Consider the following 13,697-nt stretch of genomic DNA (forward strand, 5'->3'; position numbering starts at 1 on the left):
GGGGCTGCCGGCGGGCGCGGCCGCCGCGATGTGGTGTGGGGGGGCCCCCTCCCCCCGGGGGGGGGCGCGCGCCCCCCCCCCCCCCCCGGGCGGGCTGGTCGTTCGCCCCGGTGACGAGCATTCGCCAGGCCGGGCCGCGCATCGCGTAGACGCGCTCCATGAAGTCGCCGTACGTGTCGCGACCGACGAGCCACAGCGGGGCCGGCGGCATCTCCAGCACCACCTGCTCGGCCAGTAGCCGCTTGAGCCCGTCGACGTCGGCCGCCTCGAACGCGCGCACGTAGTCGTCGATCACCTGCCGGATCTCGCGATCGGTCGGCTCATCGACGTCGTCCTCGGTGATCCCGATCTCCGCCAGCCGCGCCCGGGCGCGCTGCAACGCGCTGTTGACCGAGGCCGGCGTGGTCTCCAACGCCTCGGCGACGTCGGCCGCGGGCCAGTCCAGCACGTCACGCAGTACCAGCACCGCCCGCTGCCGGGCCGGCAGGTACTGCATCGCCGCGACCAGCGCGAGCCGGAGACTCCCCCGCTCCGCGAGCGCGACCGCCGGGTCGTCCTTGGTCGGGAACGGCTGCAACCACGGCACGTCCAGCGCCGGTTCGATCGCCGCGTACGCGTCGTCGGCCGCCCCCACCAGCCCGGACGGGAGCGCTCGGCGGGCCCGCCCCTTCATCGCGGTCAGGCACGCGTTGGTCGCGATCCGGTACAACCAGGTCCGCAGCGAGGCCCGCTCCGCGTCGTACGTGTCGATCGCCCGCCAGGCCCGGAGCAGCGTCTCCTGGACCAGGTCTTCCGCATCGTGCACGGACCCGAGCATCCGGTAGCAGTGCGCCAGCAGCTCCCGCCGGTACGGCGCGACTCGCTGCTCGAACTCGTCCCGGTCCGTCACGTCACCCCTCCACGCGTCCACGCAGGTATGTACCGCGCGGACGCCCCCGATTAATCGCTGCGGTCAGAAAACGACCACAGAACGCAGTACGTCGCCGTGGTGCATCTTCTCGAAGGCGGCCTCGACCCCGTCCAGCGCGATGGTTTCGGAGACGAAACGGTCCAGCGGCAGGCGGCCCTGGAGGTGCAGGTCAACGAGCATCGGGAAATCCCGGGTCGGCAGGCAGTCGCCGTACCAGCTGGACTTGAGCGAGCCGCCGCGACCGAAGAAGTCGAGCAGCGGCATGTCGAGGCGCATGTCGGGCGTGGGTACGCCGACGAGCACCACGGTCCCGGCCAGGTCGCGGGCGTAGAACGCCTGCTTCCAGGTCTCCGGCCGGCCGACCGCGTCGATCACGACATCGGCACCGAACCCGCCGGTGAGTTCCTGCACCGCCTCCACCACGCCATCGTGGTCGAGCCCCTTCGAGTTGATCGTGTGCGTCGCACCGAGCTCGGTCGCGGTCGCCAGCTTGCGCTCGTCGAGATCGATCGCGATCACCTTCGCCGCACCCGCCAACCGGGCACCGACGAGAGCCGCCGTACCGACTCCGCCGCATCCGATCACCGCGACGGTGTCCCCGCGTCCGACGTTCCCGGTGTTGATCGCGGCACCGAGACCGGCCATCACGCCACAGCCGAGCAGGCCCGCGACCTCGGGCTTCGCCGCCGGGTCCACCCTCGTGCACTGCCCGGCCGCGACCAGGGTCTTCTCCGCGAACGCCCCGATCCCGAGCGCCGGGCTCAGCTCGGTCCCGTCCGCGAGCGTCATCTTCTGCTTCGCGTTGTGCGTGTTGAAGCAGTACCACGGCCGCCCGCGCAGGCAGGCGCGGCAGTTCCCGCAGACCGCCCGCCAGTTCAGTACGACGAAGTCGCCCGGGGCAACGTCCGTGACGCCCTCACCCACCGACTCCACCACACCGGCCGCCTCGTGCCCGAGCAGAAACGGGAACTCGTCGTTGATCCCGCCCTCTCGGTAGTGCAAGTCCGTATGACAGACCCCACAGGCCTGCACCTGCACGACCGCCTCGCCGGGACCCGGGTCCGGGATCGTGATCTGCTCGATCGTCACCGGCGCACCCTTGCTCGCCGCCACCACACCACGCACAGTCTGAGCCATCCCCCGAACCTAGCCGCCGCACCCCGCCCGCGTCAGCCCCCTTCGGCGTGTACGCAACAACGGGACGTAGTCGTCTACGCATACCGCTCCCCACGCCTGGCCCCCACTCCAAACCCTCCGGTGGACACCACCACTACCCGTTCTTCGGTACGCCGCTGTCCACCGGTCGGGGGACAACCAGTCATCCGGCCGGTGCTCCCCGCGCACCCCGCCCGGACGGGAAGGTTGAGGCATGGAGAACAACGCAGTGCGGGTGCGCGGCCTGGTCAAGCGGTACCCCGACAAGGTCGCGGTCGACGGCGTCGACCTGGACATCCACCGGGGCGAGGTGTTCGCCCTGCTCGGCCCGAACGGGGCCGGTAAGACGACGACCACGGAGATTCTGGAGGGGTATCGCCGGGCCGACGAGGGTGAGATCAGCGTGCTGGGCAGCGACCCGGCACGCGGCGACCGGATCTGGCGGTCCCGGATCGGGATCGTCGCGCAGACCACCCGTGACGAGGCGGTGCTGTCGGTAGCCGAGATGGTGACGCACTTCGCCGGCTACTACCCGAACCCCCGCGACCCGGAGCAGGTGATCGCCGCGGTCGGGCTCGAGGAGAAGCGCAAGACCCGGATCCGCACCCTGTCCGGCGGTCAGCGGCGCCGGCTCGACGTCGCGCTCGGCGTGATCGGCAACCCGGAGCTGCTGTTCCTGGACGAGCCGACGACCGGGTTCGACCCGGAGGCGCGCCGCCAGTTCTGGACCCTGATCGAGGAGCTCCGCACCGAGGGCACCACGGTCCTGCTCACCACCCACTACCTCGACGAGGCCGAGCACCTGGCCGACCGGGTCGGCGTGATCGCCGACGGCCGGATGGTCGAGGTCGCGACCCCCGAGACCCTCGGCGGCCGCGGCGCCCGCACCGCGCGAGTCTCCTGGCTGGCCGCCGACGGGATGCGCGAGCTGCGCACCGACCGGCCGAGCGCCGAGGTCGCCCGGCTGCTGGCCGAGTACGGCGGCGAGGTCCCCGAACTGCAGGTCCGGCGGCCGAGCCTGGAAGACATCTACCTGGAACTCATCGGGTCGGCCACCGCCGCTCCGGAACTGGAAGGAGCCGCTCGATGAGCGCCGTACTGCCCTCACCGCTGAAGGTCGGTCTGTCCCGGGCCGGGATCGAGGTCAAGGAGTTCTTCCGGGAACGCGAGCAGCTGATCTTCACGTTCTTCTTCCCGATCATCTTCCTCGGCATCTTCTCGGCCGTGTTCAGCGGCACCGACTTCTCCGGCGGCGTCACCGCCGCCACCTACTTCACCCCCGGAATGATTGCCTCCGGCATCTTCCTGACCAGCTTCCAGTCGCTGGCCATCGCGATCGCCATCGAGCGCGACCAGGACGTGCTGAAGCGGCTCCGCGGTACGCCGATGTCGCCGCAGTCGTACTTCATCGGCAAGATCGGCATGGTCCTGGTCACCTCGGTCCTGCAGTTCACGCTGCTGCTCGCGATCGCCGGCCTGCTGCTCGGCGTCGACATCCCGTCCACGCCGCAGCGGTGGCTGAACTTCCTCTGGATCTTCATCCTCGGTACGGCGTCCGGCTCGGTCCTGGGCATCGCCTTCTCGGTCGTCCCGAAGTCCGGCCGCGCCGCGTCGGCCGTGGTCACCCCGGTCGTCCTGCTGCTCCAGTTCATCTCCGGCGTGTACTTCGTCTACAGCAGCCTCCCGAGCTGGATGCAGACCGTGGCCTCGTTCTTCCCCCTGAAGTGGCTCGCCCAGGGCATGCGCTCCGTCTTCCTGCCCGACGGGTTCCAGGTGAACGAGCCGGGTGGGTCGTGGCAGCTCGGCACCGGCGCGATCGTGCTGTCGATCTGGCTGATCGTCGGCCTGTTCCTCGCCCAGCGGGTGTTCCGCTGGACCCGCCGGGACGCGGGCTGATGAACGGCCTCACCGGTACGACGTCGGACCTTCCGGACCGGCGTCGTACCGAGCTGTCCCGGGCGCCGGCCTGGACCGGACCTCGGGTGTGGATCCTGGTGTGGAGGAAGATGGGATCCGTGCAGAGTTCTCACGGTAGCGCCGGGCAGCCGGTCTGGACCCGGGCGTTGGTCGGGTGGCACATCGTGTTCTGGGTGCTCCTCGGGATGACGCTGGCGCTGTCGTTCCTCGGGCACCTCGACGCGCTGCGGCAGTCGGTGTTCGCCGGTACGGTCGTCGTGCTCGCGGCGGCATACCAGTTCCTCGGACTGCCCGCGATCCGGTCCCGGCGCGCGCTCCCGTCGTACACCTATCGGCTGGTGCTGATCGCCTGCCTGATGGTGCTGATCGGGATCTATCCGCAGTCGGTGTTCCTGATGTTCATCGCGTCGGCGCAGATCTGGCTACTGTGCGAGGACGTCCGCGAAGGGATCGCGCTCAGCCTGCTGCTGGTGCTCGGCGTCGGTACGGCGCAGCTCTGGAGCGCGGGATGGGGCTGGGACGCGTTCTGGAGCATCCTCCCGTGGATGCTGGTCAGCCTCGTGGTCAGTCTGCTGTTCGGGATCTGGATCGAGAAGGTGATCACGCAGAGTCAGCAGCGCGCCGAGCTGATCGACCAGCTCGAGTCCGCGCGGGACGAGCTCGCCGAAGCGCACCACAGCGCCGGCGTGATGGCCGAGCGGGAGCGGATGGCGCGGGAGATCCACGACACGCTCGCGCAGGGGATGACGAGCATCGTGATGCTGGCCCAGGCGGCGTCGGCCGAGCTCTCGCGCGGCGGCACTCCGGGCGCCGCGGCCCGGCTCGCCGCGATCGAGGACACCGCGCGGGAGAACCTCGCGGAGGCGCGGGCGCTGGTCGCCGCGTTCACCCCGGTGGCGTTGTCCGAGGCAACCTTGACCGAGGTACTGCGCCGGCAGGCGGAACGTTTCGCGGCCGAGACCGGGGTCGACGTACAGGTCGAGCTGGACCTTCCGGACGAGGAGGTCGCGGCGCTGCCGCAGGCTCAGCAGGTCGTGCTGCTACGGTCCGCGCAGGAAGCATTGGCGAATGTCCGCAAGCACGCCGCGGCGACGCAGGTACTGATCACACTCGGGTTGTCGGACAGCGGGGTGTGGATCGAGATCCGCGACGACGGGTCCGGGTTCATGCCAGGGTCGGTGTCCGGCGGGTTCGGGTTGAACGCGATGCGTGGGCGGGTCGAGGAATCCGGTGGCTCGGTCGAGGTCGAGAGCGCGCCGGGACGTGGTACGCGGGTGCAGGTGCTGATCCCGGCTGTGCAGGAGGGCGCGTGATTCGGGTTCTGGTGGTCGACGACCATCCGGTGGTGCGGTCCGGGCTGACCGGGATGTTGTCGGTGACCGACGACATCTCCGTGGTCGGTGAGGCCGGCGACGGGGCGGAAGCCCTGGCAGTGGTGGAGTCGACCAAGCCGGACGTCGTACTGATGGATCTGCGGATGCCGCGCATGGACGGTGTCGCGGCGACCGGGGCGATCGTGTCCGGCTATCCGTCGACGCGGGTGCTCGTGCTGACGACGTACGACACCGACACGGACATCCTGCACGCGGTCGAGGCAGGCGCTGCCGGGTACCTGTTGAAGGACACGCCACACGCCGAGCTGCTGAACGGGATCCGGGCCGCCGCTCGTGGTGAGACCGTTCTCGCTCCGCCAGTCGCGGCACGGTTGATGTCTCGCCTGCGTACGCCGGCTCCGCCTCCCGCGGCGCAGCCTTCGCCGCGGGAACTCGAAGTACTGGCTGCTGTGGCTCGCGGACTCAGCAACGCGGAGATCGGGCGGGAGCTGTTCATCGGCGAGGCCACGGTCAAGACCCACTTGCAGCGCCTGTTCGCCAAGCTCGACGTCGACGACCGCACCCGCGCCGTCACCGTCGCGATCGAACGCGGCCTCCTGCCTTCACCGGGACGCCGAGGCTAGAGCTGTACGCCGGGGCTCTGCGACTGTCCGTCCGGCCGGTTGCGCACCTCGGGCTGGGCGCTTCCGGGCGCGTGCTGCGCCGACGTAGGCGTGGGGTTCGCCGCGGCCTCAGCGGTCTTCGCCAGGTTCCGCGCGTCGTTGGCCGTATTGACCGCGAACTGCACCGAGGTCCGAGCTGCGGCCATGCGCGGTCGCAGCCGGTCCCGCATCTCTTGCCGAGCCGCCGGGTTCGCTGCAACTGCATCGACGGCCCGCTCGGTGTCCGTCACCAGTCGCTCGACGCTCTCGACGTTGTTCTTCAGCTCGCCGTACTCCGGGATCTCGCGGAGCGCATCGACGTGTCCGAGCGCGTCGCGGAGCTGTCGCCCGCTGCCCATGAGCTGCTCTCGCACTTCGAACAGTTCCTGGCGCGGAGGCGGCGAGTCCGCATCGAGCAGGCGCTCCGCCCGCCCGAGCTCCATCCTCGTGTTGTGCATCGCCTGCGCGACCCTGTCGGTGCGGCCGGCGATGTCGCGCACGTCGAGCGTCAACGCTGGGCCCAGCGACCGGTCGTCGGCCATTCGGGTTCGCCCGGCTGGTCGTCCTGCGCCGCGGGCGTGTGCTGCGTCGCGGGCGTGTGCTGCGTCGCGGGCGCGTCCTGCGTCGCGGGCGCGTCCTGTGGAACGGCTGGCGGCCATTCGGGGCTGGCCGGCTGAGCTTCCTGGGGAGCGGGCGCCGGCTGTTCGCCGGTCGCCGTACGCTCATCGGGTGCCGGAGCCTCGTCCGCTTCCAGCCGGGCGCGCATCGTCTCCGCCATCTGCTGCACTTCCTCCCGCACAGCGAGCAGCTCCCGCTCGGCAACCTCGCTCGGCGTCTCGTTCATCGCCTGCTCCGGCACGCTTCTACTCCTGTCGTCGCGGTGTTCCTCCAACGACCGTAGACGCGACCAGGTCCTCCCCCGTTCCGCAGTGGTTGCCCGCGGCCCGGTCATCCCTCGCTCAGGACCTCGTTTGGTACCGCTCCGCCGTACCTGCGGTCACGCTGCGCATACATTTCGACGGCTCGCCACAGATCGCGGCGGTCGAAGTCCGGCCAGAGTGTGTCGAGGAACACCATCTCGGCGTACGCGAGTTGCCACACCAGGAAGTTGCTCGTCCGCTGCTCCCCCGACGACCGGACGAACAGGTCCACCTCGGGGATGTCCGGCGCGTACAGGTGCCGCGCGATCGTCTGCTCGGAGATCCGGTCCGGTTTGATCTTGCCCTCGGCAACCTCCCGCGCGATCGACCGCATCGCGTCCGCGATCTCCGCGCGGCCGCCGTAGTTCACACAGAACTGCAGCGTGATGGTGTCGTTGTCCTTGGTCCGCTCCTGCGCGTACTCGAGCTCGTCGATCACGCTCTTCCACAACCGCGGCCGGCGCCCCGACCACACCACCCGCACCCCCATCGCGTCCAGCTCGTCGCGGCGCCGGTGGATCACCTCCCGGTTGAACCCCATCAGGAACCGGACCTCCTCCGGCGACCGGGCCCAGTTCTCGGTCGAGAACGCGTACGCCGAGATGTACTTCACCCCGATCTCGATCCCGCCCTTGATCACGTCCAGCAGCGCCGCTTCCCCTGCCCTGTGCCCCTCGGTCCGCGCCAGCCCGCGCTGCTTGGCCCACCGCCCGTTCCCGTCCATCACGATCGCCACATGCCGCGGCACCAACTCCGCCGGCACCAGCGGCGCCCGAGCCCCCGAAGGATGCGCCTCCGGCGCCACCACGACCTTCCGCTCCCCCCGAGCCCCCACCAACCCACGACCCCGACGACGACCAATAGGCGACATACCCGCAGTCTCCCACCCACCCCGAACCCCCACTGCAGCAACCTGCAACCTGTGGATAACCCGCCCCGCCAACACCCTCCGTATGCAACCCTTACACCAACAGCACCCAAGATCGGAGCCCCCTCCCATGCGCCGCCGACCCCTAGCCACCGCCGCAGCCACGCTCAGCGCCCTCACCGCCCTGACCGCCTGCAACGGCTCCCCAGAGGCCGGCCAACCCAACACCACCCCACCCACGACGTCGGCGACCCCCACCCCAACCCCAACCGCCCCCTCGACCCCCACCTGGACCCCCGAGGAACAAGCAGCGATCACGGCTGCAAAGACTCAATACTCGGTCGCCCGGGCGGCCATCGACGCTGCCCTCGCCGCGCCGACAAAGGCCGACCGGAACAAGCTCGAGAAGGCAGGCAACGGTGGCGAGTGGATTACGTCCGTCCTCGAGGATGTGATCAACTTCCAGAACTACGGCTGGTACGAATCAGGACGCACCAAGGTCACGACCGCTCAGGTCTCGTCCGTCAATCTCAAGCTTCAGCAGCCTGAGGTCCGCCTGACGAACTGCATCGACAGTTCGGCGATCATCATCCGTTTCCAGAAGGACGGCAAGCCGGTTCCGATGGGCCCCGGAACCAGCAAGCGCCAGAAGGTCTCCTCTCGCGTTGTGTTCGCCCCGCCGGCAGCCGGCGGCGGCAAACGCTGGTGGCTGATTGCGGAGAAGGAGCTCGGCACGTGTTAGCCCGCCTATATCGGCTCGGGCTCGCGCTGGCGATCGCCGCCGTGGTCATCGCCCAACCACAGCTAGCCAACGCAGAGGGAAAGCGCCCGCCGAAGCCAGGCCCTGACTACGTCTGGGCGTGCGTGAAGGCCACGCACACTTGTGGATGGGTCCTGAAGAAATACGTCCACAAGCCAGGCACGGAACAGAAGCCTGGCTCCAAACCCACCAAGAAGCCGGTACAGGCAGTCAAACCGGCGTGCGAATACGGTGGTGCGGCACAGGCATGTACCTCGGTCCTCGGCAATTGGTCCAACGGTCAGCAGTGCTACATGCGGCGCGAGGTCCCACAGCCGCCGTTCACCGATCCTCGCTGGCAGGGGCACACGGATGGCAGCATCTGGGCCTGCCTGCGTGAGCAAGGGTACGACGAGGGCAAGCACATCGTGACGAAATGGGTCTGGCTGCCAGGCACACCGGACACTGTTGTTGTAGATCCATTGACCCTCGTTTACCAGGCAATCGCCACCATGCAACTCGCACCCCCGCTGATCAAGACGGCTCCTGGAGCCGGACAAATCGGCCTCGTGAACATGCCTGTGTGGATGTGGGTTGCCAAGACTGAGAACACGTGGGGTCCGATCGTGCGGAGTGCCAGCGTGCCGGGTCTGTCGGTCACGGCAACGGCGCAGGTCAAGGCGATCGACTGGACCATGGGTGACGGTAAGACGGTGCGCTGCGAAGGCCCCGGGACGCCGTACGACAAGTCGATGGGTGTGAAAGGCTCGCCTACTTGCGGTCATCAATACGCGAAGACCTCGAGCAAACTGCCGAAGTGCAAGTACCCGGTGACGGCGACCGCGCAGTGGGACATCACCTGGCAGAGCACCTTGGGCGATACCGGTCAGATTTCCATGACGCAGAACGCTGCAACGCAACTGCGGATCGGCGAGGCGGTACCGGTGCTCGTTGATCCGAACGGCGGCGATGCTGTCGCTCCGGCCAAGTCCGGATGCTGACGGGGATGTTCGCCTCGACCACTTGAATTGTTCTCTCGTATTCGCGTCTCGGCCGTACTGGCGATAGACGTCGATCGGGTCTGGCCAACTGCAATCAGGCACGCCACCAGTGCTCAAGATCGGAGCTTTGCGAGATGGCCTGCAGGCTGCTCCGGAGTGTCGGCGCGACGCTTGGTCTTCTTGCTTTGTTGACCGCCTGCGGTGGATCTCCCGAGGCCGGCGGCCCTGACGCAGCGAAGCGGACCTCCGGCGGCCCGACACCAACTCCGAGCGCGCGGTCTGCTCCGATCTGGACCCCCGAGCAGCAGGCAGCTATCACCGCCGCGAAGACGCGGTACGTCGATGCGCTCGCCGCGATCGACGGGGTCATGACTGATCCGACGGCGCCAAGTCGCGCTCCACTCGAGGCGGCTGGTCTGAGTGACCAGCGGATGATCGACGCGATCGGAGATGTCCGTACTCTTCGCGACAGCGGCTGGTATCGAGCAGGCAAGACTCAGTTCGGCGCAAGGTCGAGTCGCGTCTCGTGTTCGCGGCTCCCAGAGACGGCAAGCAGGAGATGTGCATCCTCGTGTCTGACGAGGACCGCGGACCGTGCTGAGTCGTTGACGGAATCGGTGGCCGCCCGACGGGTGTGTTCGACGTGCGGTTGATTGGTTACTGGCGTTCGTTGGGGTCGCGCTTGTGGCTCGGGGCGTGGTTGCGGGCGGCGGGGGCCGTGGAAGTGGCGGAGGCCTGGGTCGGAGTGGTGCCTGGCTTGGCGAGGCCGTCGGTGGTGATGCGAAGGGCGTGCTCGGTGTCTTGGCGGGCCTCGTGGCCGGGGAGGCGTTCGATGCATTCGGACAGGGCCTGGCGGACGGGTTCGGGGCCGACACCGAAGGCTTCGGCCATCACCTCGTTCTGGCGGTCGGCGATCCGGGTCCAGTTGATGCGGTAGCCGGCGGCTTCCGCGGCCTGGTCGAGGAAGATGCGCTGCGTGCGACCGTTGCCCTCGACAAAGGGGTGGAGCATGTTCACACCGGAGTACGTTCTCGCCAGCACGTCGACAACTTCCGCGGTCGGCCGGTCACGAAGGTCGGCCGGGTCGCCGAGCTGCGAGAAGACCATCGGTGCCAGGCGCTCGATGTCCTCCGGCTTGACGAATTCGTGCCCTGGCGCGTCGGGGTCCTCGGACGGCCGGACCAGCTCCGTGACGCGAAGGTCACCTGCCCAGTCGTAGACGTCCTGGAACAGGTGCCGGTGGATCGCCCGGAGGTGCTCGAGGTCGAACGTCCTCGGGATCTCTGCTTCGCCGGTGATGATTTCGGCCGCGCGGCCGGCGGTGCGGACCCGTTCGGCGGCCTCCAGCCGGGTGGCGTCGTGAATGTTGAGTTTGTTGATCCGGCAGTCGTCGATCTGGCCGGGCCAGAAGTAGTCGCCCCAGTTCTCGAACGTCGGCATCAGAGAAGTTCGTCCAGCAGGCGGGTGCGTTCGTCGGCGGTGATTTCGCCGAGGATGTAGCGGGCGAGGATGTCGATCTCGGGGGCGCTGAGGGGCATGTTCTCCATGCGCCAGGAGGCGATCAGGTTGTCGAGCTGGTGACGTTTTTCGGCGTCGAGGCGGTCCACGGCGCGGTCCGACGGCATCAGGAACCTCCGGGGGTCAGGTCTAGGTGGGGTAGGGAGCGGAGTTGGTTTTCTTGGTGGTAGGTGAAGAAGGCGGCTGTTAGGCCGGTGGCTTCTCGGCGGGTTCTGGGGTCGGCTTGGAGGGCGGTGGGCCAGTCGCCGGTGAGGAGGGCGGCAAGGTGGGCGACTGTGGTGGGGGATGGCATGGCTGAGGCGGGTGGGCGGCAGGAGGTGCAGACCATGCCGCCGGCGGCGGGGTTGAAGGCTCGGTGGGGGCCGGGTTCGCCGCAGCGGGCGCAGTCGTCGAAGGACGGGGCGTAGCCGGAGATCGCCAGCGAGCGGAGCAGGAAGGAATCCAGGACCAGGGACGGTTCGCGTTCTCCGGTGGAGAGGACCCTCAAAGCGCCGGCGAGCAGGAGGTGCTGCTGGGTGGCGGGTTCCTTCTCCTCGACGACCAGGCGGTCGGCGGTCTCGAGCAGGACGGTGCCGGTGGTGTAGCGCGCGTAGTCGCCGACGATGCCCTCGCCGTACGCCGCGATTGATTCGGCCTGCGTGACGACGTCGAGCGTGCGGCCGGTGGCGAGCTGCAGGTCGACGTGGCTGAACGGTTCGAGGCGCGCGCCGAAGCGGGACGACGTACGCCGGACGCCCTTCGCGACCGCGCGGACCTTGCCGTTGGCGCGGGTCAGCAGCGTGGCGATCCGGTCCGCTTCACCCAGCTTCTGGGTGCGCAGCACGATCGCCTGATCACGGTAGAGCGGCACGCCCTCAGTGTCTCACTCGCGACCGACAGACGCCTCGAGGCTGATCGGGTCGTGACCGGTGAGATCGGCGACCGCGGTGGAGACCTGGCTGAGCTCGCCGCTGGCGATGGCGGCGTACGACGTGACCCAACCGGCCACCTCCCACGCGGGAGCGCCGTAGCTCTCCCGCGAGCGGTATGCCTCGTCCAGCGTCTCCGGCTCGTACCGGATCTTGCGCCCCCACGCCTCGGTCAGCACCGCCGTGGCCTCGGCCAGCGTGAACGCAGCGGGCCCGGTCAGGTCATAGGTGGCACCGGAATGATCAGCCGACGTCAGCACCTGTGCAGCGACCGCAGCCACGTCGTCCCGCGAGACGGCGGCGACTCTGCCGTCACCCGCCGGGCCGCGGATCACGCCGTCCTCGCCGACGCCGCCCGACACGAAGTCGAGGTACAGATTGTCCCGCAAGAACGTGAAGTCGACGCCCGACGCACGGATGTGTTCCTCGGTGTGCCAGTGGTCGCGCGCGAACGTGAACGTCGCGCCCGGCGATGCCCCGACGAACGACGTGTAGACGATCCGCTGCACCCCGGCGGCGACCGCCGCGTCGACGGTTGCCTTGTGCAACTCCACCCGATCCGCCGACTCCGTTGCACTGAGCAACATCAGTACGTCGACCCCGTCCAGCGCGGACAGCAGCGCGGCGTGTTCGCCGTACGCCGACTGCGCCACCGAGGCACCGGGTAACGCGGGCGCCCGGCCCGGGTCGCGCACGATCAACCGCTGCGGTACGCCGGCCGCGGCCAACCGCGACGCGATCCGCGATCCGAGCTGCCCGGTCGACCCGGTGACGCCGATCACTTGCCCACCAGGTTCATCCCACCCTGGGTGTACCGCTGCCCGGCCACCGCGTCTGCCGGGAACGCCGCGTCCAGCGAGGCCAGCTCCTCGGCCGACAGCGTCACGTCCACCGCGCCGAGGTTCTCGGCCAGGTGCTTGCGCCGCTTCGTCCCCGGGATCGGCGCCACGTCATTGCCTTGCGCAAGCAACCAGGCGAGCGCCAACTGTCCGGGCGTGACTCCCTTCGACGCGGCCAGCGCCTGGACCTGCGCGACCAGATCGAGGTTCCGCTGGAAGTTCTCGCCTTGGAACCGCGGCAGTCCGCGGCGCATGTCGTCGTCCCCGAAGTCCGCCTGGGACTTGATCTGCCCGGTCAGGAACCCGCGCCCGAGCGGGCTGAACGGGACGAACCCGACGCCGAGCTCCCGCAGCGTCGGCAGCACGACGGTCTCCGGGTCGCGCGTCCACAGCGACCACTCGCTCTGTACGGCCGTGATCGGGTGTACGGCGTGCGCGGCGCGAACGGTCTCGCCGTTGACCTCGGACAACCCGAGGTACCGCACCTTGCCGGCCTCGAGCATCGCGGCCATCGCGCCGACCGTCTCCTCGATCGGCACCTGCGGGTCGCGGCGGTGCAGGTACCACAGGTCGACGTGGTCGACGCCGAGCCGCCGCAGCGACGCGTCGATCGCCTGCCGCGCGTACTCCGGGGACCCGTCGACGACCGTCGGCACCGCCGTGGCGCCGGCGGGGCGCTTGAAACCGAACTTGGTCGCGAGCACGACCTGGTCGCGGCGGCCGGCCAGCGCCCGGCCGACGAGTTCCTCGTTCGCGCCGTCGCCGTACACGTCGGCGGTGTCGAGGAAGGTGCAGCCCGCGTCGATGGCCGCGTGCAGGGTGGCGATCGACTCGGTCTCGTCCGTGGTGTCGCCGTACGACTGGGACATGCCCATGCAGCCGAGGCCCAGGGAGGAAACGGTCAGGTCGCCGAGGTGGGATTCACGCATGCCCCGAACCTACCGCCG

General features: G+C 69.1%; 16 protein-coding genes. 6 read left to right on the forward strand and 10 right to left on the reverse strand.

Going from position 1 to position 13,697, the window contains the following annotated elements:
• Both ACWGID_RS35315 and ACWGID_RS35320 read right to left on the reverse strand, forming a co-directional pair.
• On the reverse strand, positions 1-889 hold an 889-nt coding region (locus ACWGID_RS35315; RefSeq protein WP_452203689.1), incomplete at its 3' end, for an RNA polymerase subunit sigma-70.
• Between the two features lie 63 nt (positions 890-952).
• Entirely contained in the window at positions 953-2,047 is a 1,095-nt protein-coding gene (locus tag ACWGID_RS35320; protein ID WP_452203690.1) for an S-(hydroxymethyl)mycothiol dehydrogenase, read from the reverse strand.
• A gap of 232 nt (positions 2,048-2,279) precedes the next feature.
• On the opposite strand from ACWGID_RS35320, the gene ACWGID_RS35325 reads away from it, so the two are divergent.
• Genes ACWGID_RS35325 through ACWGID_RS35340 form a run of 4 tightly spaced genes read left to right on the forward strand, consistent with a single transcriptional unit; the run spans position 2,280 to position 5,939 of the window.
• Positions 2,280-3,155, forward strand: coding sequence for an ABC transporter ATP-binding protein (locus tag ACWGID_RS35325; RefSeq protein WP_452203691.1), 876 nt, complete (start codon positions 2,280-2,282; stop codon positions 3,153-3,155).
• Entirely contained in the window at positions 3,152-3,961 is an 810-nt protein-coding gene (locus tag ACWGID_RS35330; RefSeq protein WP_452203692.1) for an ABC transporter permease, read from the forward strand. Before ACWGID_RS35325 ends, ACWGID_RS35330 begins: the two co-directional genes overlap by 4 nt.
• On the forward strand, positions 3,961-5,295 hold the full coding sequence (locus ACWGID_RS35335; RefSeq protein WP_452203693.1) for a sensor histidine kinase: 1,335 nt from the start codon (positions 3,961-3,963) through the stop codon (positions 5,293-5,295). The genes ACWGID_RS35330 and ACWGID_RS35335 overlap by 1 nt, the downstream gene beginning before the upstream one ends.
• Positions 5,292-5,939: a response regulator transcription factor gene (locus ACWGID_RS35340; protein ID WP_452203694.1), complete on the forward strand. Its 648-nt coding sequence runs from the start codon at positions 5,292-5,294 to the stop codon at positions 5,937-5,939. Before ACWGID_RS35335 ends, ACWGID_RS35340 begins: the two co-directional genes overlap by 4 nt.
• On the opposite strand, the gene ACWGID_RS35345 is transcribed toward ACWGID_RS35340, so the two are convergent.
• From ACWGID_RS35345 to ACWGID_RS35355, 3 genes are all read right to left on the reverse strand, one after another.
• Entirely contained in the window at positions 5,936-6,499 is a 564-nt protein-coding gene (locus tag ACWGID_RS35345) for a hypothetical protein (protein ID WP_452203695.1), read from the reverse strand. The two genes, ACWGID_RS35340 and ACWGID_RS35345, sit on opposite strands and share 4 nt — an antisense overlap.
• Entirely contained in the window at positions 6,466-6,801 is a 336-nt protein-coding gene (locus ACWGID_RS35350) for a hypothetical protein (RefSeq protein WP_452203696.1), read from the reverse strand. The genes ACWGID_RS35345 and ACWGID_RS35350 overlap by 34 nt, the downstream gene beginning before the upstream one ends.
• 104 nt (positions 6,802-6,905) lie before the next feature.
• Positions 6,906-7,748: an isoprenyl transferase gene (locus ACWGID_RS35355; protein ID WP_452203697.1), complete on the reverse strand. Its 843-nt coding sequence runs from the start codon at positions 7,746-7,748 to the stop codon at positions 6,906-6,908.
• Between the two features lie 127 nt (positions 7,749-7,875).
• On the opposite strand from ACWGID_RS35355, the gene ACWGID_RS35360 reads away from it, so the two are divergent.
• Together ACWGID_RS35360 and ACWGID_RS35365 are read left to right on the forward strand one after the other, a co-directional pair.
• Positions 7,876-8,487: a hypothetical protein gene (locus ACWGID_RS35360; protein ID WP_452203698.1), complete on the forward strand. Its 612-nt coding sequence runs from the start codon at positions 7,876-7,878 to the stop codon at positions 8,485-8,487.
• Positions 8,481-9,485, forward strand: coding sequence for a hypothetical protein (locus ACWGID_RS35365; RefSeq protein WP_452203699.1), 1,005 nt, complete (start codon positions 8,481-8,483; stop codon positions 9,483-9,485). Before ACWGID_RS35360 ends, ACWGID_RS35365 begins: the two co-directional genes overlap by 7 nt.
• Before the next feature lie 657 nt (positions 9,486-10,142).
• Here ACWGID_RS35365 and ACWGID_RS35370 read toward each other — a convergent pair.
• From ACWGID_RS35370 to ACWGID_RS35390, 5 genes are read right to left on the reverse strand one after another with little or no spacing between them, the layout of a single operon-like run.
• Complete coding sequence (locus ACWGID_RS35370; protein ID WP_452203700.1) at positions 10,143-10,925, reverse strand: Fic/DOC family protein; 783 nt, start codon at positions 10,923-10,925, stop codon at positions 10,143-10,145.
• Positions 10,925-11,110, reverse strand: a complete 186-nt coding sequence (locus ACWGID_RS35375; RefSeq protein WP_452203701.1) for an antitoxin VbhA family protein — start codon at positions 11,108-11,110, stop codon at positions 10,925-10,927. Before ACWGID_RS35375 ends, ACWGID_RS35370 begins: the two co-directional genes overlap by 1 nt.
• On the reverse strand, positions 11,110-11,853 hold the full coding sequence (gene recO / locus ACWGID_RS35380) for a DNA repair protein RecO (RefSeq protein WP_452203702.1): 744 nt from the start codon (positions 11,851-11,853) through the stop codon (positions 11,110-11,112). The genes ACWGID_RS35375 and recO overlap by 1 nt, the downstream gene beginning before the upstream one ends.
• Positions 11,854-11,865: 12 nt before the next feature.
• Entirely contained in the window at positions 11,866-12,693 is an 828-nt protein-coding gene (locus ACWGID_RS35385; RefSeq protein WP_452203703.1) for an SDR family oxidoreductase, read from the reverse strand.
• Positions 12,690-13,679 carry an aldo/keto reductase gene (locus ACWGID_RS35390; RefSeq protein WP_452203704.1) on the reverse strand — a complete coding sequence of 330 codons (990 nt, stop codon included), beginning with the start codon at positions 13,677-13,679 and terminating at the stop codon, positions 12,690-12,692. The genes ACWGID_RS35385 and ACWGID_RS35390 overlap by 4 nt, the downstream gene beginning before the upstream one ends.
• Between the last annotated feature and the right edge of the window lie 18 nt (positions 13,680-13,697).

The organism is Kribbella sp. NPDC054772 (assembly GCF_053611945.1).